Consider the following 24,613-nt stretch of genomic DNA (forward strand, 5'->3'; position numbering starts at 1 on the left):
AATGCAAAGGTGTTGGATGTGTTTACAAAAAAGATGTTACGCCGTTGGCTTCGCAATCCGCTCCAGTCCCCAGGGGGAACGATAAGTACGAGTCGCCAGTTCTTGTGCTTCGGGGTCGCCAACGCACTCCTCATGCACACCGTCCCATTGAATAGTCCGCTTGGCGTGGTAGGCCATGTTCCCCAAGTGCGACACGTTGGTGGAACGATGACCAATTTCCACATCGCAAACGGGTCGCTTGCGACTGGCGACGCAGTCGATGAAGTTCTGAATGTGGGGGTCGAACAACGCGTGAATGCTCGTGACCTGACCGCTGCCGGGTGTGCCCACGATGCGGTCGTCGCCGGTCACTCCTTTGCGGTTGCGCTCCTTGTATAACCGGTAGCCGCCGCGGTCGACGAACAGGCTCGACTTGGTTCCCAGGAACACCATTCCGTAGCCGCTGGGCCAGTTCACTCGGTGGTTGGCCTCGCGCGCTTCGTAGTGCAGGGTCCAATCGCCAAAATCGTACAGTACGTTCAGCGTGTCGGGCGTTTCGCGCTGGTCGTCAGGGTCGGTGAACACGTACTTGCCGCCGGTGGCGCTCACACGCTGGGGATACTCCGCGTCCATCGCTTGCAGCACGGTGTCCATGGTGTGAGTGCCGCGGTCGGTAATGTTGCCGCCGGCGAAGTCCCATACCCAGCGGAACTTGCCCCGCGTCAGGTCGCGGCGGTAAGGTCGGGTGGGGCGTGGGCCGAGCCACATGTCCCAGTCGATCGTCGCGGGCGCTTCGCTCTCGGCGGAGCGGTGTCCGCCGGGTAAGCGGTTGTAGATGTTCCACGCTTTGACCACGGTCACTTTGCCCAGCTCGCCGCTCTGCACGATATCGATCGCCTCGCGATACCAACTGCCACTGCGTTGCATCAAGCCGACTTGAACCACTCGCTTGTTCAAGCGAGCGTGGTTCACCAGTTGCCGCCCTTCTTCGATGCACAGCGATAGCGGCTTCTCCACGTAAACGTCCTTACCCGCCTGGCAGGCGTGGATGCCCATCAGACAGTGCCAATGGTCGGGCGAGGCGATCACCACCGCGTCGACGTCCTTGCTGTCGAGCACGTGGCGGAAGTCCGCGTACTGCTTGGCGCTGCTGGCCGTGGGGTTTCGCTCGATGGCCCTCGCCAGACGCTCCTGGTTGCAGTCGCAGAGTGCGGTGACTTCGACGCGTGGGTTCGCCAGAAACCGCCCTAGCAAAAAGGTTCCCTGTCCTCCGACCCCGATGAAACCGGCGCGAAGCTTATCGCTTGGCAGGGTTTGCGCCCAAGCTGGGATGCTTGCCGCGCAGATGCCTGCGGTGGTGTAGAGAAACCGCCGTCGAGTTAAGCCGAAATCGATCATTGCCTGCCTGTTGGTCGCGAGAAGCTGGTGACGAAGCTGCGCGGTGGTTACTCTTGTCCTTCTTCGAGAAGAATGATCTTGCGTGCGCCTGAGTCGTACACGATCACCGCGTCGCACGGTTCGTCCCCCAAGGCCTTGGCCTTGTGCGGAACGTTCTTCGGGATACGAATCACGTCGCCTTCCTTCAGCACGACGGTCTTGTCGGCCAGCACGTGCTCGCACGATCCGGAGGTCACGTACAGATACTCTTCGCAGTTGGGATGGATATGCAGCGGGTTGCTCATGCCGGCCTCTATTCGCACGATGCCGTAGGTCATCGTGGCGTCGGGGTCGATCTCGGAGTTCATCAACCACGCGATCCAGCCCCAGTCGAATTCCACCTTTTCGGTGCCTTTGAGTTTGCCGGTCGATACTTCGGCGACCGAGTGAATCACCTTGGCCTGCCAATCGTCGTCGTCCGCTGTGGCTGCTGCGTCGGTGGTCGACTTGTCGGCGCTGATGGCATTGCTGCAGCCGCTCGCCAGTGGCAAGGCGAGCAGCAGGCAGCCGGTGAGGATCATCGTGCATTTCATATCGTGTCTCTCCTATGAGTATTGGACCTAGGAAGCGGCCGTCGTGGGGGCGGCCAAGGCCTGCATTTCGGCAAGGCACTTGGGCACTTCCGCCATGGCGTCGCCCTTGAGTTCGTATTGCAGGACCACGCGGCCCGTGTAGCCTGCGTCGCGGAGCATCTGGAATTTTCGTGGCAAGTCGGCCGGGTGGCGCTTCCTGCCTTCGCGGGTATCCATCTTCAGATGGCAGTTCACCGCGTAGGGCGCCAAGCGCTCGATGTTCTCGTACGCGTCCCGGGCGAAGTTGCCCGTGTCGAGGTTTGCGCCGACCCATGGGCTGGCAACCTGCTCGACCACTTGAGCGATCTGCTGCGCGCGGTCGATGAGCATGCCGTGGTTCTCGATGGCCAGCATCACGCCATGGTTCGCGGCGGTTGGAGCGAGCGTCGTTAGCGCCTCGGCAACCAGCTCGACGCCCCGTTCCTTCTGCATCGACTTGTTCGAACCAGGGAACACCACCATCAGCGGCGCGCCTAACAGTGCGGTTCGTTCGATCCACTCGGCGGCGCGCTCGATTGCCTTTTGTCGGTCTTCTTCCTTAGTGCGGACAAAGTTGGTGTAGACCGACACGCCTGACAGCTCGATCGACTGCAGGAACGCGGCGCGTTTGAGCGACAGTAGGTAGTCGGCTTCGTAGCTGCGGAGGCCGACATCCTGTAGCTCCACGCAGTCGCAGCCCCACTGGCGGGCCTTCTCGATGAACTGCTCCACCGAAATCTCGCCTTCCTTGTCGCGAGTGGGGAGCAACTTGTGCAGCGACCTGCCCGAACAGCCGATGCGGTACGGCAACTGCTTGCGGGGTTCGCTGGCGAATGCCATCTTGCCGAACAGCAACGACAATGCGCCAACGCCCGCAGCGGCTCCCAGCCAGGAGCGGCGTGACAGGCGAACTCGAGATGTGGGATTAGTGGGCAGCATGGGAATGGAATGCAGTTGGCAGCCGATGGGTGGGAAACGAGACTAGGAGCCCGCGACTCGGCTGGCGTTGGGGTGGATTGCGTTGAGTTTCAGTTCTTTGAAACCACGCACTTGTTCCTTGATGGCGATTTCGGTGGGCAGTCGTTCGACGGAACTGGCGCCATAGAACCCGTCGATGGTGTCGACTCGTTCGAAGATGTACTGCGCGTCCTCGGCCGTGGCGATGGGACCGCCGTGGCACAGCACCAGCACATCGGGATTCACGCTCTTGGCTGCGTCGGCAATTTCGGCCACCACGTCGGCCGATTGTTCGAGCGACATGGCGGTGATGGCCCCAATCGCGCCGCTGGTGGTGAGTCCCATGTGGGCTACGATCACATCGGCTCCCACTTTGGCGAACTCTTCGGCGTGGGTTGTATTGAACGCATACGGAGTGGTGAGCAGGTCGAGCTTGTGCGCGGCCTCGATTAAGTCGATCTCGAGCTGGAACCCCATGCCGGTTTCTTCGAGATTTGCACGAAATTGGCCATCGATCAGTCCCACGGTCGGGAAGTTTTGCACGCCAGCGATGCCCAGGTTCACCAGCTCCTTGAGGAACGCATCGCGAATCATGAATGGATCGGTGCCGCACACGCCGGCCAGTACTGGTGTCTTCTTCACGGCGGGAAGCACCTCGTATGCCATTTCTTTGACGATGTGATTTGCGTTGCCAAATGGCAGCAGCCCGGCGAGCGACCCGTGACCGGCCATGCGGAAACGCCCCGAGTTGTAGATGACAATCAAATCGATGCCACCCGCTTCTTCGCACTTAGCGCTGATTCCGGTTCCAGCGCCGCCACCCACGATCGGTCGCCCAGCGGCAACTTCCTGCTTCAGCCGCTCGACGATACTTGCACGAGACCACTTCATACTGCAGCAACTCCTTGGCGGCCGACGCGACTGTCGAACATTTCTTCGAGCAGCGCGATGGCCTTCTGTGAAAACACGTTGTCGTTGATGTTCGCGTCGACTTCCACCACGGGAATGTCGCCGCGCAGATTTTCCTTAATCGCCGCGAAACACGCGGCGTCACTCTCCCGATCGCAAAACCGCTCGCCATCTCCATCGAGTATCGACACCCCGCGCAGCGGCAGCAGCACGGCGGCCGGACCGGTGGAGTGATTGACTCGTTCTGCGAGCGTGCGGCCCAGTTGGCGGTTCTCTTCGACGTTGGTCCGCATCAACGTCGTCGCCGAGTTCCATTCGTACAGTTGCCGCTTGGCGTTCAGGTAACGCGGCGGTACGGTGGACATCGGGCCGAAGTTCACCATGTCTAAACAGCCCGGCGCTACGACCTGGGGGATGCCACGCCGGGCGGCGGCCGCCAGGCGTGTGGGGCCGGCGCTGAAGATGCCGCCACAGAGTTCGTCGGCCAGCTCGGTGGTGGTGAGGTCCAGCACCCCGTCGACCATGCCTTGCTCGATAAGCGATTCCATCGTCTGCCCGCCGGTGCCGGTGGCGTGGAACACCAGCACCTCGCAGCCTTCGGCTTCGAAGTGCGAGCGGCAGGAGTCGATACATTTGGTGGTGTTGCCAAACATGCTGGCGGCAATCACGCGACCTGTTCGCGCAGCACTCTGAAAGTCGATCTCCAGCATCGCACACAGCATAGCTGCCGCCCGGGTGATCACTGGTTCGGAGATGCAGTTCAGTCCGCTCACATCGACAATCGAAGGGACGAGCAGGATGTCGCGTCCGCCGACCAGCGTGGTAGAATCGCCACCCGCCACGGTGGTGACGCACATCTTGGGCATGCCCAGCGGCAACGTTCGCATCACGCTGCAGGCGACGCTCGTGCCGCCGGTGCCGCCCATGCCGATCACCGCGTCGATCTCGCCACGACGATGCATCTGGCCAGCGAGTTTCGCAGCTCCCTCAGCCATAATCTGCATCGCGTGTCCACGATCGCCGCGGCTGCGCAGCTCGTCGAGCGTGGTACCGGCCGCTTCGGCCACCGAGGCGGCCGTGCAGTCGACTCGCGGAGCGTCGTCGTGCATCACGCCGACGTCCATCATCAGCGAGCGAACGCCGCGCTTCTCAATAGCCTCGCGCAGCAAGGCAAATTCACTCGCCTTGGTGTCCAGCGTGCCGATGATTAGCGTTGTCTTGTTCACGATGTCATTCTAGCTATAAAGTCTCGACGAAAGGCTTGCCGCCTTCCCAGGAGAGGCTGATTTCTATGTCGGCGGCCGGGCCTTCGACCACCATACTTAATTCGGAAGTGGCTGGATCGAGGTATTTCTTCGGAGCATGCCACTTGGTGTCGGTCTCGCTGAGTATCTCTCCCGCATCGATGGTCACCACGTGGGTTCCCAAAGCGACGCCGTCTCCCTGCTTGTAGGCCATGAGTTCGAAGCGTCCATCGGCGTCCAGGATTCCTTGCGAGGCGCGTACGCCTTGGGGGAACACGAAGATCCGCCCGTACTTCAGCGGCTTGCCATCGATCGTCACACGGCCGGAGACTGGTACGCGCTTAGGGCCGCCGCCGCCACAACCGACGGCCATCAACAGCAGACCACAAACCAAAACCAAGCTAGCTCTTTTCATTAATAGGCTCCCACCAGGTCTTCGTTGGCTCGCGTGGAGAGCGCGCGGTAGGTGTTCAGGTCGATTTCGTCGGGGATGAATTCGACGTGGCCGTCGCCAAACACAAACTGAGCCCCACCGGGATGCATGCTGTGAAACCCGCCCAGCGAGTACCAATCGGACTCCAGGCTGCCGCCTCCCTGGTTGCGTGCGCCAGGGGTGTTGGAAGGGACTGGTGCTATGAGTGAGTTCAAAGGCTCCCTGGTGTAGCGAATGACGTCGTGATAGCGCCGGGCGTACAACCAGGTATCGCCTTCGACGGATTCGCCAGCGAACATCGTTTTGCTGAGGCCGTCGGTGACCTGTCGCAGTGCGAACGTTTTCTGGTAGAAGAACAAGCCGTTGTTTTCGTGCTTGACGTGTGCGTAGTTGTGTCCCACCGAGCTGCCCGCTACCAGGGCGTAGCCACCCGAGGCGTAGCGTTGCCCTTCGCCGGGCGTGTCGCGGCTTACGTGGTCGGACTCGATGGATAGTACGCGTGGTTCGTTGCTGGGGCAGACGAACACATCGGGCAGGGCGGCCAAGGCCTCGCCCAGGTTGGCGTCCCATCCGTCGACATTCGGATTGGCTCTGCCACAATCCTGCGGCGCGATGGCGCCCACCACTTTTCCTCCGATGCCCAGCGTGTCGTACAAGGCTTGTTGCTCCAGTTGCGGCAGCACCATCGCGAAGCCGCTGGTGTGCGTGCGCTCGGCGTCTGGGATGTCGCCGCAGTACTTGTTCGAGTCGCAGTCGCATCCTTCGCGTCCAGCGGGTAGATGGCTCTTGGACGATTCGAAGTTAACCAGTGCCAAACCAATCTGCTTCAGGTTGTTGGCACACTGCGAACGCCGGGCGGCTTCGCGCGCGGCTTGCACGGCTGGCAGCAGCAGGGCCACCAGGATGCCGATGATCGCTATCACGACCAGCAGCTCGACGAGCGTAAAAGCCCGGGAGTGGCTGTATTCATTTCGAGGTTTCAAAGGCCTGATCTCCGCTACAACATGATTTACAAGCGTCTCAAATGCCGGGCTAGTTTACCAGCCCGGCGAGCTTCTACCCCCTCACGCCTACGTGCGACGTCGCCGAGCCACGGCCAGCATGCCGGCTGCCGCGGCGAGCGAAAGCACCACCGAGCTGGGTTCTGGAACATGCGAGACAAACTCTGCGGTGGGCGTCTCGCCCATCACCCAGCTCAGGGAGTTGGAAAACATCTGGTAGCCATAGTCGGTGGTCAAACTGCCGAACCCACTATTGTCCAGCGGGAAGAACAGTCGCCGGCCCGGTGCGTTGGGCTGGCTATTGGCGATGCCATCCTTGCTCATCGCGACCAGCGCGTCGCCGGTGTCGGCATAGAGCAAGAAACTGCGGTCCGAGCCAGTTCCGGTTCCCAGTCCGGCGCCGGTCCCGTCGTTATCAATGGGGTTGCCGTCGCCCGAGGCGAGCGCCATCACGTCGCCCTGCACACCAGCCGTGGGAACCGACTGCAATCGTGTGGTTGATGTGGTTCCGGTCCCGTCCAGAATCGGCACTAGCCCGGGTTGCAGGCAATACATCAGGTCGGCGTTGCCTCCCAGCAGGTTGATGTACAGCGGAGTACCATCGCCAGACTGGTAAACGTCGATGATGGCTTCCTCGCCCGAGCCACTAACGCCAACGCCGGTGATCTCGAAAAGCATCAAGTCCTGGTCGGTGTTTCCGGTGGTGGGGTCGTCGTTGTTCATGTAGTCGTACTCCCACGAGAAGACTCCGACGGTTGTATCTTTCAACGTGGGGTTAGCGTTTCGCAAGTTGCCACTGTTTGCGGTAGAGGAGACGATAATGGCGTCGTAGTCTTCCCAATTGCCGCCGCCGCCGACAAAGTCGATGTCGGTGTCGGCGCCGGTTACGGTGTGGCCCAGGGTGTTGGTCAAAAAGTCATACACGAGGCCGTCGTCGGAACTGCTTGGCACGCCGGAACCATCCAACGTGCGGCTCATAAACAAGATGTTCCCGGCAAACACCGAGGAGCACGACAGAAGCCCGATCGTGAGGCCAAGTAGAAGTGTCTTGAGGGTGGGTTTCGTCACAGTAGTCATCCTCACTTTCATTAGGCATCTCAAAGTAGACGAGTGGAGTTGGCGGATCAGCCAGTTATTTCTGAGGAGCGGGTGGAGTCTCGGCGCAGAGCCATGACAAGCCGGGGTGTGCAAAAAGCGAACGACGTGCCAATTGTGCACTTGCCACAAAACTCTTGCGAAACGCTGGGTTTTGTAGGGTGTAGCGATTGGTCGGCGTTCGGCCCTCGACGAGTAGACCCTGCAGGGGGGTGACAGTTTTTGTTTACTTTGCCCCGTGTGGCGGTTACACTAGAGTTACACATCGTAAGCGCTAGGTGGTGGGGTCAAGCGTCATTCTTCTCTCTCTGGGTTCTTCCGTCATGACCGAGTTTCAGCAGTTGCTTGCCGAGCGAGTTGCGCAAGGCAACTCGCCCATCGTGGCGGTCGCCGCTGGGTCGGGGCAGATCGTCAGGGCGGCGGTCGAAGGAGAAGCCGACTTCGTGCTCGCCCTGAATGCCGGCGTGTATCGCAATCATGGCATTGGCTCGCTGGGAGCCTTCATGCCGTATGGAAACGCCAACGACCAAACCGAGCAGTTATTGCGCGAGCATCACCTGCCGCACGTGGGCAATACTCCCATCGTCGCCGGTGTGTTCCCTGTCGATCCGACCATGGACCTCGACGTCCGCCTCGACCGATTGTGGCAACTCGGCGTGCGTGGCATCACCAACTGGCCGGCGGTCGGATTCATCGACGGAAGTTATCGCGCGTGCCTGGAAGCCAATGGACTGGGCATCGAATGCGAGATCGACATGCTGCAGCGCGCCCAGGCCCGAGGGTTCGCCACGTTTGGGTTCGCCGTGCTCGAAGAAGACTCCGCCAGGTGTTTCGCCAATGCGGGCATCGACGGACTGATTCTCGACCTGGGATTAACCTACAACTATCAAGACTTGCATCAGCGGCGCGATCGCTTGCAGCGGGCGATTACCTTTCTCAACAGCACGATGGAAAGCCTGCAAGGCTGTGACAGTCAGCCGATGTGTCTCGCGTTTGGCGGGCCGGTGACGACGGCCGACGACTTGGAGCAAGTGGTATCGCAAACGCGCATCCATGGCTTCGTCGGTGGTTCGACCTTCGAGCGATTGCCGGTGCGGAATGTGGTAGCCGGAACCGTCAAGCAGTTTCGCGCGGTGATCGTCAGGCACCAGCACGACTCAGGTTACGCCGGAGAGATCATCGGGCAGTCGCCTTCGATCCGCCGCCTGCGAGCGCTGATCAAACGTGTCGCCGCGCCGGATGTGAATGTTTGCATCGAGGGCGAGTCGGGCGTCGGTAAGGAACTGGTCGCCAAGGCGCTGCACTTGGAGAGCAAGCGGGCGCGGCAGGGCATGGTCACGGTGAATTGCGGCGCCATTCCCGACGATTTGCTGGAAAGCGAGTTCTTCGGGCACGAGAAAGGGGCGTTCACCGGGGCGTTCTCCAAACGCAAAGGAAAGTTCGAACTGGCCAACTGCGGAACCTTGTTCCTCGACGAAGTGGCCGACCTCAGTCCCCGCGGACAGGTGGCTTTGTTGCGGGCGATTCAGCAGCAGGAGATCACTCCACTGGGAAGCAACCATTCGATCGCCACCGACGTGCGAATTGTTGCCGCCTCGAACCGCCCGCTGGCGAAGCTTGTCGAGAGCGGCGTTTTTCGTGCGGATCTGTACTTCCGCTTGAACTACATCACCATCGAAGTGCCGCCACTCCGAGATCGGGTGGAAGACATCCCGTTGTTGGTAGAGAACATCATCCAGCGACTCAAACTCACGCTTGACCGCCCCCGCCTGGTAGGGATCAGCAAGGAGTTTCTCGAGAAGCTGCAAAAGCACAGTTGGCCCGGCAATGTTCGGGAACTCGAACACGTGGTCGGTCAAGCGGCGCTGTTGGAAGAGGCCAACGTTCTGGCGGGCAATCACTTCATGCCCAGGGGCCTAGCGCTCGGATCGCACACCAAGTCACCGGTCGCGCAGCCTGCCGCGCGCGATGTCGAAAGCGAAGTCACGGCCACCTTGCTCCATGACCGCCGCGACCAACTCACTGCCGCCCTGGCCGCTGCTGGCGGCAACAAAAGCAAAGCGGCCAAATCGCTGGGCGTTTCGCGAAAGACTTTCTATAGCTGGCTGCGGCAAGTGGACCGATAGCGGCCGCGGCGTACGAAATGCGCGATTTGTTTACACCGCGCACTTCTTACACACCCGCGACAGCTGCTGCCGGAGCGGACCATTCACTTCCACTCGTAATTGAATCGTTCCAACGAAGGAAGAGAACCTTTCTTCGTTTTGATGTGCACGCCCCAGTCGATCATCTTTCCCTGGCCGCTGTCGGTGAACGCCTCGGGGCGAAAGGCGCCGCCACCGTTGGGGCGCTTCTCCAGGTCGGCCATCTTGCTGAACGTGATGCCATCCTCGGCGTACTGCAACGTGTTGACGACGTCGCTTGCGCCTGCAGTTGTGATGAGCGCCGCGACACCTTGGCCGTAGGGCCACACCAATACTTCGTGGCCTCCGGACACAACCGGTGAGGGATGCTTCACGTAGGGGCCCTGCGGCTGCTCGGCGATGGCCACGCCCATCTTGGTTTGTTGCGGGGTGGTCCGATACGACTGCACGCCTTTGTAGTACAACCAATACTTGCCATCGCGGACGATCAAGCACGCATCGTCTAATCGCAAGCCGTCGAAGTCCTTGTCGTCGCCACTCGGTTGGAGGATCGGGTTGGCCTCGACCTTCTTCCAGGGACCGTCCGGCGAATCGGCAACCGCAACGCCAATCGCGGCGGGCGTTTTCTTGGGACCTCGACGGACAAACGGCTTGCCGACACCAGTATAGAAGAGCCAGTACTTTCCTTCGGCGGCCAGGATGTTGGGAGTGAACACGCTTTGTTCATCCCAACTTCCCTTAGGTCCACGCGCCAAGGCTTCACCTTGTTCCTTCCATGTATGCCCGTCGGGCGACGTGGCGTACCAGACCGTGGCGTCGTATCCGTGACTGTACGCGCCTTTGCTATACCAGATGTAATACAGGTCTTTCACCTTGACGATGTCGCTCGGATCTCTGCGCATCACCCCCTTTTCTGGACCGAGATTCGTCGCAGCAGATGTCGCATAGCTCGAATCCGCCACCTGAGTCGTGGCAGACACCACCAGAACGGCCGCTAGTAGCGCAGTCGCTTCAGCCAACAGCATGAATTCACCCTCGTCGGTCCAAGTTCATCGTGAGATCGCAGGCTCGCAGCGGATTGCTCATGGGATCATGCTAGAAAGCACGTTTCGGTGCTGTGCCTGGCGACTCCCCGCGAGCCTAGTATCTACACCCAGCCGCCGTGGAGCAACTCCGCTCCGCAAAGGCTCCTCGGCGTTTCTCAGCGGTGTTACAATGCTCCAGACCCGGAAGGAGATGCTTGGCATGAGTTACGATCTGAATTTCTGGAAGCCCAGTGGCAAGCAAGAGCAGGAGCCCGAAGAAATCTATGACCTTCTGTGCGACGGCCAGAAGGTCAAAGGGCTCGGCAAGATGCCGATCAAGCAGATACACAAGCTGATGGTCGAGGCGTTCCCAGAAACCGAAGATAGCGACCCGCCCCGCATACCCTTCAAGAACGGAACAGTCGACGTAACGCTGTGCGCGAATTACGTTCGCTTTGACTTTTCCGGCAACCTGCCCAAGCGCGCCCGCGAGGTTCTAACGGCTCTCATGGCCGGGCTGGGTTGCTCGATGTTCGATGCCGAGTTCGGTGAGTGGTACGACCGCGAGGAACTCGTGTACCTGGCGAACTCGGGCACCAGCGAGCTGCCGAGCGCGATCAACGATCTCTTGCAGGCGGCGACCGAGGACTGATTTGGGCAGGTGAACTCGCCCTGCGCGGAGAGTACAATCGTTGTTTACCCTGAAATAGACTGTCCACCACCGAAATGAGGACTCCTGTGTCGGTCGATCGCAGAACTTTCCTAACCACAACTGCAGCCACTGCGGGCGTGTTGAGCACCGGCGCGCGGAGCGCTGCTCAGGACTACTCGGACTATTCCCAAGACCCAAGGCCCGACGTGCCTGAGGGTTCGTGGACCTGTGGCGGACCCGATGGGCCGGTGTTTGCAGGCAGCCCTGTGGTGAGTGGACCGGCGTCCGAAGCGATTTGCGTTCTGCAACCGCTGCAACGTTTGGCCACCGGGCATCTGGAGTACGCGGTGGCCGACGGGCCGTGGCAACGCGTGGATGGAGATGAAGACGGATTGGCGGCGCTCGACGAGAACGTGCTGAAGTTCCGCCTGCCGCCGCTCCCGCCCGGCGTCTTGGTGCGTTATCGCATCGTCGCCCGCGCCGCCGGCTGGATCAAAGTGCGGCAGTTCTATCATGGCGAGTTCAAAGTCGGCGAAGAGCAGGTCGGACCCGAACGGCGTTTTTGCACGCTCGATCCGGCCGCGAAGAAGACAACTTTCGCGGTTTGGAACGACACCCACGAGAACCCTGATACGCTCCGCGCGCTCGACACCCTCACTAACCATCTGGCGCCGGACTTCATGCTGTGGAATGGCGATCAATCGAACGACGTCCATTTCCAAAATCAGATGGCGGGGCAGTTCCTCGCGCCGGAGGGACTGGCGATTGCCGATAAGTGGCCGCTGGCTTATGTGCGTGGCAATCACGACTGTCGAGGCCCTGCCGCGCAGTCGGTGGCCAATTTCACCGGCACGCCGGGCGACCGCTTTTACTATGCGTTTCGCAGCGGACCGTTGGCTGCCATCGTGTTGGACACCGGCGAGGACAAACCCGACGGCGTACCCTACCTCAGCGGCATGGGTGCGTTCCAGAAGATGGCCAAAGCGCAAGCCGAGTGGCTCCAGGAGTTTGTGAAGACGCCCTGGTTTCAACAAGCACCGCACAAGGTGCTGTTCTGCCACATTCCCATGTGGTTCGACCACCCGCGAATTCCTGGCAGCACTTCAAACGTGGCCGCGCACCTGCGAGACCTGTGTGCCGACACCCTGGTCGACGCCGGCGTGAAGCTGGTGATTTCGGGTCACACGCACGACTACCAGTGGATGCCCAAGAAGGAGGGGCAGCCCATCGCCCAGCTTATCGGCGGCGCTCCGAGGCCGAAATACGCCACCTTCATTCAGGGCGAAGCCACCCAGGAGACGCTGCATCTGAAAATGTCGCTGTTGGACGGCACGATTCTTACCGACGTCACGCTGTGATCCACCGCCACCTGCTCGCTACGCCAACTGTCCAGCGAAGGGCGCCAGGCGCGTGATCTGCCGATTCCCCTTGATCCCTGCTCTCTGCGACAAGCTTTTGAATTTACCCGTTGCCCGGTCCCCACCGGCGCGGCGAACGTGTTAGAATGCCGAGTGCGTTTTTGAAACCTACCCAGCACTAGTGCTTTGACGAAATCGGCGAAGCCCTCGCGTCCGATCCGTTCATTCCCGTGTCACAGGAGGCCGTTATGATCGAAGAACTCTCCGCCCCATCCGACAACATCCTTGCCTTCCGCCTGTCGGGCAAGCTGCACGACGAGGACTACAAGACGTTCGTCCCCCGCGTCGACGAAGCGATCGCCAACGACGGCAAGGTCCGCATGCTGGCCGAGTTCCACGACTTCCACGGCTGGGACGCCCACGCCCTGTGGGACGACATCAAGTTCGCCACGACCCACTGCACGAATATCGAGAAGGTCGCCTTGGTTGGCGAGAAGGCCTGGGAAAAAGGCATGGCCGCGGTCTGCAAGCCGTTCACGATGGCGAAGGTCAAGTACTTCGACGCCGGCCAGATCGACGAAGCCTACACTTGGCTCGCCGAGTAAGGCGAGTAGGACACGCTACCAACCGCGCGCAGTAGACTTAGGCCCGACGTTTACGTCGGGTCGGTGCGCCACTCAGAAACGCGGTCGAGGAGGAGATTCGCCAACAGGCGGAGCTCGACCGAGACCGCACTTGGTGCCACAGTTTCATCAATCAGAAACTCGCCACAGAGGACATTAGAGGAACACTAATCGGCGCTAATCTTCCCTGATTTCAATTAGCGATTATTAGCGCAGATTAGTGTTCCAAAACTCCGTGCTCTCTGTGGTTGCCTAGTCCGTGGCGTTCTTAGCAGTTCAACTCCGGGCGCTGACGCTTCCGGCTCGCTGTGTGTGTTATGGGCCTTCGTTCAGCCCAATGTTCAGACCTTGCAGGTCATCCGGCACGAAGCGGCCGTCTTTGCGGAGCAGCTCGCCGTCGAAGTAGACTTCGCCGCCGCCGTAGTCGGGGCGTTGGATCAGCACCAGGTCCCAGTGGATGCGGCTGCGGTTGCCGTTGTCGGCAATCTCGTACGCCTGGCCGGGCGTGAGGTGGAACGAGCCCCCGATCTTCTCGTCAAACAGCGTGTCGAGCATCGGGTGCTTCACGTGGTTGTTCGTGCCGAGCGACCACTCGCCGCAGTAACGGGCTCCGTCGTCCGAGTCGAGGATGGCGTTGATCTTCTCCGGTTCGTTGGCCGAGGCGTTGACGATCTTGCCATCCTTGAACTCGAAGACGATGTCGCTGAATACGGTGCCCTGGTAGCGCGATTGGGTGTTGAATGAGATCTTGCCGTTGATGCTATCCCGCACCGGCGCGGTGAACACCTCGCCGTCGGGGATGTTGCGATCGCCATTGCAGGGGATGACGGGGATGTCTTTGATGGAGAACTCCAACTCCGTACCCGGCCCGACGATCCGCACCTGGTCGGCGGCTTCCATCCGGGCCACCAGCGGCTTCTGGGCTTCGGCCATCGCGGCGTAGTCGGCCGTGCAGACTTTGAAGTAAAAGTCTTCGAACGCGCGACTGCTCATTTTGGCCGCCTGGGCGAACGAGTCGGTCGGGTACCGCAGCACCACCCACTTGGTCTTTGGCACGCGGATCAGCGTGTGCACCACCTGCGACCAATACTCCTGGTAGAGGTCCATCTGCGGCTGATCAACGTCGGCGTGCTGACTGCTGTTTGCTGCGCCGCGGATGCCGATGTAGGCGTTCATCTCCTCCATGCGGGCCTTCTCGAACTTGGCGGCCAGGTCCATGCTCTCTTTGGTGGCGGTGCGATAGAGCGACCGCTGCACATTCTGGTCCTTGATGGTCACCAGGGGAATCGCTCCCCGCGCGGCAGCGCCTTCCACCAGGCTGCACACGAGATTGGGTTCGGGCAAGTCGATGGCCTCGATGAGAATCTTCTCACCCTTCTGCAGTTGGCAACTATGGTCCAGCAACACGTCGGCAAGCTGATCGATTCGCGGGTCATGCATCACAATCGGGTCCTTTTGTGGCGGAGATTTCGGTTACCCCAAATCATGCACGCATAGTGGCCAGTCTGTCCATAGTCGGCGGAGCTGCTCGGGCATTCCGCATCCGGTGGCGCGAAATCGTCCGATTGTGGCGCGACTTACGCAAACCACTCGGGTAGAGACTGCTATTGACCGTTTCTGGGCGTTTGTCACCATGAACGGCGCAACGTACTATTCTTAGGGCTCAGAATCGCATTAACTTCTCTCGCTGTCCGGATTTAGCTCCGCCGGCGGCGAGCCGAAAGGCGGCAGCACATCATGACCAAGCTCACAGGTTCACCCTCGATGATCGATCCCGAAGAGACCGGCAGAGAGGTCCGCGAGGAACAAGGCGAGCCCGCTGCGGCGCAAGAAAAATCATTCGCCGAAGTAGCCCTCGAACTGGGCGGCAAGAGCGCCGAAGAGGCTCGCCGAACCGGCGCCATCGACACAGCCGACGACCAGGTCGAGTCGCTGTTCGCCCCGCAGTACCAAACGGTCAACAGCCCCGCCCATCGCGCGGTGTGGGACCGCGGCGTGCCGGTCGCCGAGTTTCAAAGTTCGCCGCTGAAGATCGCGCCTGAGATCAAGACGGTGATGGACGACTCGATCAACGTGGTGAAACGCCACCGCGACGCAGGCACCACGCACAACGCCGAAGGCAAGATCACCGACCAGGTGATGCAGGACCTGGCCGACGTCGGGTACTGGGGCCTATTGGTCGACAAAGAGTACGGCGGCAGCGGCGCGCCGTTCGCCGCGTTTGCCGCGTTCATCACCCGCATGGCAACCGTCGATCCGACGATCGCCGGTTTGGCGTCGGTGCATGGCTGCATCGGCGCGGTTGACCCGGTGAGCGCCTTTGGCAACGACGAACAGAAACAACGCTTCCTGCCGAAGCTGGCCAGCGGCGAACGGCTCAGCGCGTTCGCACTCACCGAGCCCTGCGCCGGCAGCGATCTCACCGCGCTACGCACCGAAGCGGTACTCGAAGGCGACAAGTACCTGGTGACGGGCGAGAAGCTATTCATCACCAACGTGAAGCTCGGCCGCACGGTAGGTTTGGTCTGCTTGATCGACGGTCAGCCGAGCGTGCTGGTGGTCGACCTGCCCAACGAAGAGAGCGACCAGTTCCGCCTGAAAGACTACGGCCTGTGGGCGCTCAAGCACACCTACAACCGCGGCATGGTGTTCAACAAGTTCCCCGTGCCGGCCGAGAACCTGCTCAAGCCAATCAAAGGCGACGGGCTCACCATCGCTTACCACGGTTTGAACCTGGGACGCGTCTCCCTGTGCGCCAACGCGGCGGGCACCATGCGGGCGATGCTCGCGAACATGATTCCGTGGTCGCAGTATCGCGTGACGTATCACCAGCCGATCGCCAAACGCGAACTCGTACAGCGGCGGATGGGCGAGTTGGCCGGGCTGATCGTCGCCAGCGACGCCCTGGTCGCCTGGTGTGCGGAGTTGATCGACAAAGGCTACCGCGGCGAAATGGAATGTGTGGTCGCCAAGATTTTTGGCAGCGAAGCCCAAAAGCACGCGGCCATCGAGCTGTTCATGAAGACGCATGGCGGGCGGTCGTTCCTGCACGGGCATCTGTTTGGCGACAACGTCCACGAGTTCCTCGCACCGTGCATCTACGAAGGCGAAGGCGAGATGCTAGCCATGGCGTTCTTCAAGTCGCTGGTCAAGCACCACGGCAAGAAGTACTTTGAGCCCGTAGGCAAGGCGCTGGCCGCGGCCGGCATCAAAAAGCCCAACCCGCTAAACCCGTCGCACATCATGGCGCTCGCCCCGGTCGCCTGGCCGTACGCCAAGTGGGTGCTGGGCCGCAAACTGATGTTCACCGCCGCGCCGGCGCTCCCCAAGATGCCCGGTGCGCTCCGCCGGCACGCCGAGTACGCGTGCGAGCGGCTGCAGAAGATGGCTTTGGAAATCTCCAGCACGATGAGCAAGTTCCAACTCGCGCTCGCCGATCGGCAGTGCCGCATGGAGGAACTCTCGAGCCGCTGCCAAACGCTGATCACGCTGCTGGCGACCACGCTCTATGCATCACGGCAGTCCAGCGACGTGCTGCACGAAGCGGCCGACGTGTTCTGCCAAAACCAGATCGCCCGGCTCGAAGGCGAGCGGTCCACCAACTCCTACTACCGTCAGGTGACCGAGCTAGGCGACATGATCGCCGACGGCGGCTTCCCCGGCTTGGACGAGATCGAAGCGTTCGAGATCATGATGCCGTATGAGAAGGAAGATGCGGACGCGTGATCTGACTTGAGCTATACTGGACCGCATGAGTACCGTCACGCCCAACACGATCCGAAGCGACTGGCTGGCCGAGTTCGAAGCCGCTGCTGCGCGGCCGCTTGCCCAGCGATGGAAGTATGCGTTCATCAAGACCTACAAACCGGTGATGGACGACGCAGCCTATCGCTCGTGGGACACGATGGAAGAGTACCGCCAGTGGTGCGAAGAGAATCTGCCGGATTGGTTGGGCTATGGGCGCGTTTGAATACCGTCAAGCGGAAGAGATCCGCGACGCCTTCAGCACGCATGGCGTGCGGTATCTGTTCTTGGGGAAATCTGGAGCCATTCTTCTAGGATTTCCCGACACAACTCAAGATGCCGACCTCTATGTAGAGAAGTCTTCGGAGAACGGAAAGGCTGTTGTTGCAGCGCTACAAGAGATCGGTTTTGATCTTTCCGCCGAACAAGCCGCCGAGGTCGAGCGCGGAAAAGACTTCGTGCAAATCAAGTCAGGACCATTTGACGTCGATTTGATTTTTGCTCCAGATGGCATCGAGCATTTCGAAGACGCGTGGCAACGGAGAGTCGAGGTCGAAGGGTTTCCAGTCTGTCACCCCGATGACATCATTGCGAGCAAACAAGCCGCCGGAAGAAGCAAGGACAAGGAATCGCTTCCTCGACTGATTTCTTTCCGCGACTATTGGCTGCAGAATCGCAAGTGAAGTGAACGTAGGCCGAAACAAGTTAATCGCAGTTACGGCATAGTGGCTTAAAAGTCTGCCGCCTTAGGAAATTGAAATGGTTGAGGACAAAGACACAATCCGGCTTGAGGTCAGTGTTCGTCGTCAGATCCTGATGCTTTACATGAGGTCGAACTGGCCGGGACTCGCGATGGGCTCATCTGGCTGGCAGAGCACATCCTCCGAGTCGCTCACGCCGACGAAGAAACGCACACCCATCTCGACAATGAGAGGCTTGTGGCCCTAAGTATCATTCCTCAGAGGGCTGGTGGCTTACCATCTCGCGGGTGAAGCGATTGCGTGGCGTGAAGCGGAGCTAATTACTGCCTGTAAGCTAGGATTGGGGCATTAGAACTTAGGCCGCGGGCAAGCTACGCGCACCTACACCGTGGCGAAGACGGCAGGTGTTTCACGCTGCGGTAGCGAATCCGGAACGCCTGAGATTTCGCTATACTGCTGACGGAAGTGCAGTTCTAGTATTCGGATGCCGAAGAGCGAATGGACAGAATCTACAAAGTTGGTCGCAGGTACTTCGATTCTGCCATTCAGGGAGACGCTTCCTCACTACGACAGTTGTTCGAGCACCGAGTGCGATTGTGGAGCGACCCTTCTTACGAGCGTGAAATTCGTCCAGCTAGGCTATTCGCCGATTTTTCCTGCAAGATCCAAACGCAACAGGCTTTCAGACTATTGCCTATCGCAGTGGAAATCGTCCTGGAGAAGGAAACGGGATCAGAAGTCGAATGTGGCCTCTGGTTAATCTGGCAACTCGCAGAATGCAGCTACACGACAGAGTTGCCAGAGGCACTCCGAAAGTATCTGCCCTGGATTCGATGTAGAAGCAGCGAGTGCGGCGATGCGACACTTCAAGCATGTGACGAGATCTTGAGGTACTATCGACTCAAGCCTACGGCGTTCGAGTTTTTGGAGCCATGGCATTCGTGTAGCAACGTCTTTTTCAACGATGAACTGCTTCGTGAGGTGTCACGTGACCACGTCCTGTATGGAATGGACGCCAAAGTCATAGCAAGGCGGCAAGACATCGATGACTTTCTGTTTGAACTTTCAGATGGTCGTTTCGCTAATGTCCACTTAACGTGGGCAAAAGAAACGAATCCAGAGTGGCCCGCCACAGAAATTTACGAGTCACGCGCGGCTATGGAGTTTGAGATTCAACGCCAGATAGACGAGTGGAATGAAATAGAATCCGACGGACGCGGTTAATCCGACGCTGCCTCGCCCACATCGTCCGAACCTTCTAGCTATCTCGGCGATGCTCCGGCCGCTGGATGCCTTGCCGCACTTCACCCTCCCCGCAGCAAATGCAGCTGCGACCCTCCCGGAGGGAGGGTGAATTGAATGAGGAACAAACTAGGCGAGTTATCCCTTACTCCCCCAACCCCTTCGCCCTTACCGACTCGGCTTGCGCTTCGCGGTAGTTATGCAGTTGCTCGCGGAGCTTGGGTTGTTTGTTGGCCAGGATTCGCACGGCGAGTAGTCCCGCGTTTTTTGCGCCGCTGGTGCCGATGGCTAGCGTGCCGACGGGGACGCCGCCGGGCATTTGAGCGATGGACAAGAGCGAGTCGAGTCCGCTGAGCGCGCGGGACTGTACCGGGACGCCCAAGACTGGGAGCACAGTCAGCGAGGCGACCATGCCGGGTAGATGGGCTGCTCCTCCGGCGCCGGCGATCAGCACCTCGAGGCCGCGATCTTCAGCCTCCCGGGCATAATCGAACATGTCCTCGGGCGTGCGGTGGGCGCTCACCACGCGGGCCTCGTGCGGCACGCCAAACTCCTTGAGCACCTCCACGGCCTCGCGCATGGTGTCCCAGTCGCTCGCCGAGCCCATGATCACACCAACTAGGGGACTTTTATCGTTCATCGAGAGTTCCGCCGCAGAGAAAGGGACCGAAAGCCAGGAAAACCCATAATCGACCGCGCGAGTGGATGTGTCAACTCATGGTGAGCCGAACGCGCTAGCGTCGGGTGGCGTCCGGGGGTGGCATCGTGCGAGCGTCGGCAAAACCCGAGGCTATCGCCTGCGGCTCACTCGCTAGTTTCAATCTGTACGCCCCGCAACTACAATGTTCACCACAGGCGCATCGTTGTTCACGTTCACCCCGCGGTGTTGCCGGTCTTGCAATCTCTATTGCTCAAGCGTCTGGTGCTGGTGTTGGTGTTGTTCGCCACGGTTTGCGTGGCGGCCACGGCCACTTACGTCGGGCACGGGTGGAAGCTGGACGACGCAATCTACATGGTGGTGATCACCATCTTCGGCGTCGGGTACGGCGAGGTGCAACCCGTGGACTCGCCGGTGCTGCGGGGCGTGACCATGATGCTGATTTTCACCAGTTACGGCAGTCTAATCGTTATCGTCGGAGGGTTTGTTCAAATGGTAATGGAAGGCGAGATTTCCCGCGCGCTGAACAATCGGCGCATGACCCGCGGTATCGACGAACTCGTGGGGCACACCATCCTGTGTGGCTACGGCCGCGCTGGTCGCATCCTGGCGAAGGAACTGGCCGACGCGAATCACAAGTTCGTGGTCGTCGACATGGACGACGAGAAGCTGAGCGAGGCCGAGTCGCACGGCCACCTGATCATGCAGGGCAACGCGGTGGACGAAGAGACGCTGCTCCGCGCCGGCATCGAGCGGGCCAAGACGCTCGCCACAGTGCTGGCGGCCGACGCCGATAACGTGTTCATCACGCTTACCGCGCGAGAGCTGAATCCCGACCTGCACATCGTCGCCCGGGCCGAGTACCCGTCGACGGAGAAGAAGCTGATCCGCAGCGGCGCGAACCGCGTGGTGCTGCCAGCCGTGATCGGCGGCATCCGCATGGCGCAACTTATCACCCGCCCGAGCACCGAGCAGCTACTGACCAGCAGCAAAGGCGTCGACGGCCTGCAACACGAACTGGGCCACATCGGCCTGAAGCTCGACGAGCTGTCGGTGACCTCCGGCTCGCCGCTCGACGGTCACGCCGTGGCCGACATCGAATTGGGCGGCAACCAGGGCTTTCTGATTGTCGCGGTCCGCAAGTCAGGCGGCAACGTGCTGGTCGATCCCGACCCGACCACGACATTAGCCGCCGGCGACGCGGTGATCGTGCTCGGCCACCACGGCGACCTGCCGCAACTCGCCAAGCGGTACACTTCGAAGAAGGAAGTGTACTACCGCGGGGCGAAGATGGAATTGCGGGGGTGAGCTACCAGAACATGTAGTACAGCACGCCGGTCAGCACAATGCCGACCAAGCCGGCCGTCAGGGCGCCCTTGCTGCTGGTGACATCCATCTTCTCGTTCACCGGTAATTCAATCGGCTCGCGCAGCGGCCGTACGACCGTTAGGATAGCCAACACAGCGATCACCGACAGGAACGTGAGCGACATGCGGTCGAGGAACGACCAGTCGACCACGGCTTTCCATTCTTCCTTCAGCGGCGTGGTCAGGCCCGGAATCAGGTCGGCGCCAGGGATGTTCTTGCCGAACTTGAACAGACCGTACAAGACCGGGCTGAGGAGCAAACCAACGGTGCCGCACACACGAGGAGCACGCGGAATCAATAGGCCGAACAGGAAGATGCCCAATACGCCAGGCGAGATGAAGCCTTGGAATTCCTGAATGAAGGTGAAGATGCCGTCGAAAGCAGGATCGTCCAGCGCGGGAGCAATAAACATGGCGATCAGCACAAACAGCACCACGAACACGCGGCCCATGGTTACCAGTTCGCCGGACGTGGCGTCGCTACGCACTTTGCGATAGAGGTCCATCGTGGCGATGGTCGAAGCCGAGTTGAGCATCGACGCGAGCGAACTGACCACGGCCCCGAAGATCGCAGCCAGGACGAAACCTAGTATGCCACTGCCGGGCTTTAGCAGGTTCTTGAGCAACACTGGAAACGCCGCATCGTAGTCACGCAGTGAAAGCTCCTTCGTATTGAGCCCTCCATTTGATTCTTCGCCATCTGCAGCCTCGATCATCTTGTCGTTGGCTTGGGCCAACGCAGCGGCATCCAGGTCGTCTGCCAGCTCGTTCGATGAGAGTTGCGTGGCGTTGAAGTCGACGATCAGACGCGCCACTTCGGGGTTGTTCTCTGCAAACCGATCGGAGAACTTGAACACGGCAATCTCGTCGGACTCTCGCTTGCGAGCTTTCTCCAAGCGGGCATCGATGGCCTTAATGTCGTTCGCGGTACGCGGGTTCTCCGGGTCCGGTTTCATGCTGCCCGGGAGCGAATCGTAAAAGTCGGGGGCAAACGCTGCGATGGTCTTAGCGTTCTTGGAGACTGCCGCATCGTTCAGGTCACCGGTATATAGATTGAATGCGAGGATGCCGGGGATCACGACGACAAACGGAATGACCAGCTTCAAGAAGGCGGCAAACACGATGCCCTTTTGCCCTTCGGCAAGCGACTTCGAACCGAGTGTCCTCTGGGTAATGTATTGGTTGAGGCCCCAGTAGAAGAAGTTGGGAATCCATAGTCCCAGGAGCAATGCACTCCAAGGAATTTCCTTATCTTCCAGTGGCCGCTTCATGTGCAGCTTGCCATCCGGCAGCGGTCCTTCGTTGAGGGCGTAGAATCGTTCGATGGGCGAGGCTTCGGCAAGTTGCTCGACCGTTACCTGATCGTTGCGCTTGGTGAGAATCAGTTCTTCCGGCGCAGCGCTGCCCAGCGCATCGAAAGCAAGCCAGGCCACAATCACGCCGCCCAGCACCAACGCGGCGCCCTGGATCAAGTCGGCCCATGCGCACGCCTTCAGGCCGCCGGCGAACACGTAGGCGGCAGCAAGCACTCCGATGATCCAACAGCCGACCGTGATGCTACCCAGGTCGAGTCCCAGCAGCGTGGAACCCTGGAAGAACACGCTAATGACTTTCGCGCCCGAGAAGATAACCGAAGCGGTGGGTACGCCGACCAGAATGATCAGGGTGATGATGGCCATCACCGTGCGCGCGAAGTTGTTGTATCGGTACTCCAAGAACTCCGGAATGGTGTAGATGCCGCTCTTCAAGAACTTCGGCAAGAACACGAACGCGACAACTACCAGCGTCACTGCTGCCATCCACTCGTAACTGGCGATGGCCATGCCGAGCCAATCGGCCGCCTTGCCACTCATGCCGACGAACTGCTCGGTACTGATGTTGGCGGCAATCAGTGAAAAGCCCACCAGCCACCAAGTCAGTCCACGCCCGGCGAGGAAGTAGTCCTGCGCGTCCTTCTCGTGGTCCTCTTCGCGACTCTTCCACAAGCCGATTGCAATGACCGAAGCGACAAACGCCACGAAGATGATGATGTCCAGAGCGCCGATAGTGGTCATGCAGATTTTCCTCGCCTTCAAAAGTCCCGTCGGCAAGGATGCAGCCTGCTCGCGGGGACTAGGGGATAAGGGCACGCGACGGCGGGAAGAATGCCGTTAATTCGCTGTCGCGGTTCTGATTTTAGCTACTCACGCGGCCGGATGTAAGGCAACCGCCGCGGCTATGCGTCGCCGCGAGATTCGGGTACGCGCCACGCCAGTGGGGCCGCACAGCTGCGCAGCAGCCAGCCCAGCAGGAACAACCCCGCGTACAGCCCCAGCGGTGGCGAATCGCCTGCAGTTAGTCGGTCGAAGAGGTATCCGCCGATGATGAGGGTGGCTCCGTGTGCCAGATCGCTCACCGATTGGTACACGGCCAGCGAAGGAGCACTGCCATCGGTGGGGATCAAGCGGAGTTTGAGCGTGTCGAGGCCCACGTTCAGCGGTGCGTACGCCACCCACACCAGAAACGCGCCGGCGATCCACCACGGGTAGTTCTCGGAGGCCAGAAAGAAGAACAGCGGCCCCGTGGCCACGACCAACTGCGCGCCGACCATCAACCGCCGTGGACCAAAGCGATCGATCCACCAACCACACGTTGGAGCGATGGCGGTTTGGCCCGTATACATCATTGATTGCATGGTCTGCATGTGCGTGTAATCAAAGCCGAGCACCCATCGTGGATAGAGCGATTGAGCGGTACCAGTTACTCCGTTGGCGAAGGCGACCCAGAACGAGTACAGCAGCAACCGACGATACGCCGAGTCGGTGAGCGCGCGACAAATATCGTCCCACGGATTGCATGACGAGGGAGGCGACTTTCCGGTGCGCGGCGCGAGCCACAACAGCGGCACGACGGCCAGCAGCATCATCGCCGCACCAACACCTGCCGACCAGGCGAGCGGCTCCCATCGCTGTGGGTCGGGGTCCATGCGGTACCACAGCGTGGCCAACGCCACACTGGCGCAGATGCCTACGATTCGCCCCGCAACGAGAAACCGTTCGCGCCAGCCGATCAGTCGGCCGCGCACCACCGGCGGCATCCAGTCGCCCAGCCAACTCCACAGGGCCACCGTGGCGACGTACTCCAGCAAATGGTACAAGCACCAGCAAACCACCAGCGCCATGACGTGATACTGGGCCACCGCGACCAGTACGCCGAGCACCAATGCACTGGACGCGTAACCAGCAAGACACACGAGTTTGCGACTCCGACCCGTCGTCATCAAAGCGGGCGATGCCAAACGCAATAAGCCAACCAGCTGAGGCGCAGCCCTGATCAAGCTCACTGCGATGCCCGTCGCGCCAAGTTCGAGTGCCAAATAGATCACCAGTGTCGTGCTAACCAGCCCGTTGCCGGTCGCCCAGATCGCCGCGTTGGCGTTGGCCAGCCACATGGCCTTGCGGATCGAGCCGGTCGGTCGGTGGTGCGAATCGGGTGCCAAAGCGAGTTGCCACTT

The 24,613-nt window shown here is 60.3% G+C and carries 23 protein-coding genes; 10 read left to right on the forward strand and 13 right to left on the reverse strand.

Features of this window, described 5'->3' with window-relative positions:
- Positions 1-36: 36 nt before the first annotated feature.
- The 8 genes from ACQK2L_RS06155 to ACQK2L_RS06190 all read right to left on the reverse strand — a co-directional run bounded on the left by ACQK2L_RS06155 (position 37) and on the right by ACQK2L_RS06190 (position 7,579).
- Positions 37-1,377 (reverse strand): Gfo/Idh/MocA family protein, encoded by a 1,341-nt coding sequence (locus ACQK2L_RS06155; RefSeq protein ID WP_425396056.1) that lies wholly within the window; start codon positions 1,375-1,377, stop codon positions 37-39.
- A 47-nt stretch (positions 1,378-1,424) separates the two neighbouring features.
- Complete coding sequence (locus ACQK2L_RS06160) at positions 1,425-1,949, reverse strand: cupin domain-containing protein (protein WP_425396057.1); 525 nt, start codon at positions 1,947-1,949, stop codon at positions 1,425-1,427.
- 27 nt (positions 1,950-1,976) lie between these two features.
- Positions 1,977-2,906: a sugar phosphate isomerase/epimerase family protein gene (locus tag ACQK2L_RS06165; protein WP_425396058.1), complete on the reverse strand. Its 930-nt coding sequence runs from the start codon at positions 2,904-2,906 to the stop codon at positions 1,977-1,979.
- A gap of 42 nt (positions 2,907-2,948) precedes the next feature.
- Positions 2,949-3,815 (reverse strand): phosphoenolpyruvate hydrolase family protein, encoded by an 867-nt coding sequence (locus ACQK2L_RS06170; protein WP_425396059.1) that lies wholly within the window; start codon positions 3,813-3,815, stop codon positions 2,949-2,951.
- Positions 3,812-5,059, reverse strand: coding sequence for a Tm-1-like ATP-binding domain-containing protein (locus ACQK2L_RS06175; protein ID WP_425396060.1), 1,248 nt, complete (start codon positions 5,057-5,059; stop codon positions 3,812-3,814). The genes ACQK2L_RS06170 and ACQK2L_RS06175 overlap by 4 nt, the downstream gene beginning before the upstream one ends.
- A gap of 13 nt (positions 5,060-5,072) precedes the next feature.
- On the reverse strand, positions 5,073-5,492 hold the full coding sequence (locus ACQK2L_RS06180) for a hypothetical protein (RefSeq protein ID WP_425396061.1): 420 nt from the start codon (positions 5,490-5,492) through the stop codon (positions 5,073-5,075).
- Positions 5,492-6,493 (reverse strand): DUF1559 domain-containing protein, encoded by a 1,002-nt coding sequence (locus ACQK2L_RS06185; RefSeq protein ID WP_425396062.1) that lies wholly within the window; start codon positions 6,491-6,493, stop codon positions 5,492-5,494. The genes ACQK2L_RS06180 and ACQK2L_RS06185 overlap by 1 nt, the downstream gene beginning before the upstream one ends.
- An 87-nt stretch (positions 6,494-6,580) precedes the next feature.
- Complete coding sequence (locus ACQK2L_RS06190) at positions 6,581-7,579, reverse strand: PEP-CTERM sorting domain-containing protein (protein ID WP_425396063.1); 999 nt, start codon at positions 7,577-7,579, stop codon at positions 6,581-6,583.
- A 350-nt stretch (positions 7,580-7,929) separates the two neighbouring features.
- On the opposite strand from ACQK2L_RS06190, the gene ACQK2L_RS06195 reads away from it, so the two are divergent.
- Entirely contained in the window at positions 7,930-9,732 is a 1,803-nt protein-coding gene (locus ACQK2L_RS06195) for a phosphoenolpyruvate hydrolase family protein (RefSeq protein ID WP_425396064.1), read from the forward strand.
- Positions 9,733-9,815: 83 nt separating this feature from the next.
- On the opposite strand, the gene ACQK2L_RS06200 is transcribed toward ACQK2L_RS06195, so the two are convergent.
- The gene (locus ACQK2L_RS06200; RefSeq protein ID WP_425396065.1) at positions 9,816-10,775 is read right to left on the reverse strand and encodes a family 43 glycosylhydrolase; all 960 of its coding nucleotides are present in this window, start codon (positions 10,773-10,775) and stop codon (positions 9,816-9,818) included.
- Positions 10,776-10,995: 220 nt separating this feature from the next.
- Between ACQK2L_RS06200 and ACQK2L_RS06205 the strand changes: the two genes are divergently transcribed.
- From ACQK2L_RS06205 to ACQK2L_RS06215, 3 genes are all read left to right on the forward strand, one after another.
- Positions 10,996-11,427: a hypothetical protein gene (locus ACQK2L_RS06205; RefSeq protein ID WP_425396066.1), complete on the forward strand. Its 432-nt coding sequence runs from the start codon at positions 10,996-10,998 to the stop codon at positions 11,425-11,427.
- A 74-nt stretch (positions 11,428-11,501) separates the two neighbouring features.
- Positions 11,502-12,785, forward strand: coding sequence for a metallophosphoesterase family protein (locus tag ACQK2L_RS06210; protein WP_425396067.1), 1,284 nt, complete (start codon positions 11,502-11,504; stop codon positions 12,783-12,785).
- A 248-nt stretch (positions 12,786-13,033) separates the two neighbouring features.
- Complete coding sequence (locus ACQK2L_RS06215; protein ID WP_425396068.1) at positions 13,034-13,390, forward strand: STAS/SEC14 domain-containing protein; 357 nt, start codon at positions 13,034-13,036, stop codon at positions 13,388-13,390.
- A 333-nt stretch (positions 13,391-13,723) separates the two neighbouring features.
- On the opposite strand, the gene ACQK2L_RS06220 is transcribed toward ACQK2L_RS06215, so the two are convergent.
- A complete protein-coding gene (locus ACQK2L_RS06220; protein WP_425396069.1) occupies positions 13,724-14,848 on the reverse strand; it encodes an aminopeptidase in 1,125 nt (374 codons plus the stop codon).
- A 297-nt stretch (positions 14,849-15,145) separates the two neighbouring features.
- On the opposite strand from ACQK2L_RS06220, the gene ACQK2L_RS06225 reads away from it, so the two are divergent.
- From ACQK2L_RS06225 to ACQK2L_RS06245, 5 genes are all read left to right on the forward strand, one after another.
- Positions 15,146-17,134, forward strand: coding sequence for an acyl-CoA dehydrogenase family protein (locus tag ACQK2L_RS06225; protein WP_425396070.1), 1,989 nt, complete (start codon positions 15,146-15,148; stop codon positions 17,132-17,134).
- A 25-nt stretch (positions 17,135-17,159) separates the two neighbouring features.
- A complete protein-coding gene (locus ACQK2L_RS06230; protein WP_425396071.1) occupies positions 17,160-17,378 on the forward strand; it encodes a hypothetical protein in 219 nt (72 codons plus the stop codon).
- Positions 17,365-17,835, forward strand: a complete 471-nt coding sequence (locus tag ACQK2L_RS06235; RefSeq protein ID WP_425396072.1) for a hypothetical protein — start codon at positions 17,365-17,367, stop codon at positions 17,833-17,835. The genes ACQK2L_RS06230 and ACQK2L_RS06235 overlap by 14 nt, the downstream gene beginning before the upstream one ends.
- Before the next feature lie 183 nt (positions 17,836-18,018).
- Positions 18,019-18,144 (forward strand): hypothetical protein, encoded by a 126-nt coding sequence (locus tag ACQK2L_RS06240; protein ID WP_425397422.1) that lies wholly within the window; start codon positions 18,019-18,021, stop codon positions 18,142-18,144.
- Between the two features lie 207 nt (positions 18,145-18,351).
- Positions 18,352-19,077 carry a hypothetical protein gene (locus ACQK2L_RS06245; protein WP_425396073.1) on the forward strand — a complete coding sequence of 242 codons (726 nt, stop codon included), beginning with the start codon at positions 18,352-18,354 and terminating at the stop codon, positions 19,075-19,077.
- Between the two features lie 163 nt (positions 19,078-19,240).
- Here the strand turns inward: ACQK2L_RS06245 and purE are convergent, their stop codons facing one another.
- Positions 19,241-19,735 carry a 5-(carboxyamino)imidazole ribonucleotide mutase gene (purE, locus tag ACQK2L_RS06250; protein WP_425396074.1) on the reverse strand — a complete coding sequence of 165 codons (495 nt, stop codon included), beginning with the start codon at positions 19,733-19,735 and terminating at the stop codon, positions 19,241-19,243.
- A 243-nt stretch (positions 19,736-19,978) separates the two neighbouring features.
- Here purE and ACQK2L_RS06255 point away from each other — a divergent pair, with 243 nt between their 5' ends.
- Complete coding sequence (locus ACQK2L_RS06255; RefSeq protein ID WP_425396075.1) at positions 19,979-21,061, forward strand: potassium channel family protein; 1,083 nt, start codon at positions 19,979-19,981, stop codon at positions 21,059-21,061.
- A 1-nt stretch (position 21,062) separates the two neighbouring features.
- Here the strand turns inward: ACQK2L_RS06255 and ACQK2L_RS06260 are convergent, their stop codons facing one another.
- The gene (locus ACQK2L_RS06260) at positions 21,063-23,174 is read right to left on the reverse strand and encodes a sodium:solute symporter family transporter (protein WP_425396076.1); all 2,112 of its coding nucleotides are present in this window, start codon (positions 23,172-23,174) and stop codon (positions 21,063-21,065) included.
- 161 nt (positions 23,175-23,335) lie between these two features.
- Positions 23,336-24,598: an MFS transporter gene (locus ACQK2L_RS06265; protein ID WP_425396077.1), complete on the reverse strand. Its 1,263-nt coding sequence runs from the start codon at positions 24,596-24,598 to the stop codon at positions 23,336-23,338.
- Positions 24,599-24,613: the final 15 nt, after the last annotated feature.

Origin of the sequence: Aeoliella sp. (assembly GCF_965227375.1) — a bacterium.
Lineage (GTDB): Bacteria > Planctomycetota > Planctomycetia > Pirellulales > Lacipirellulaceae > Aeoliella.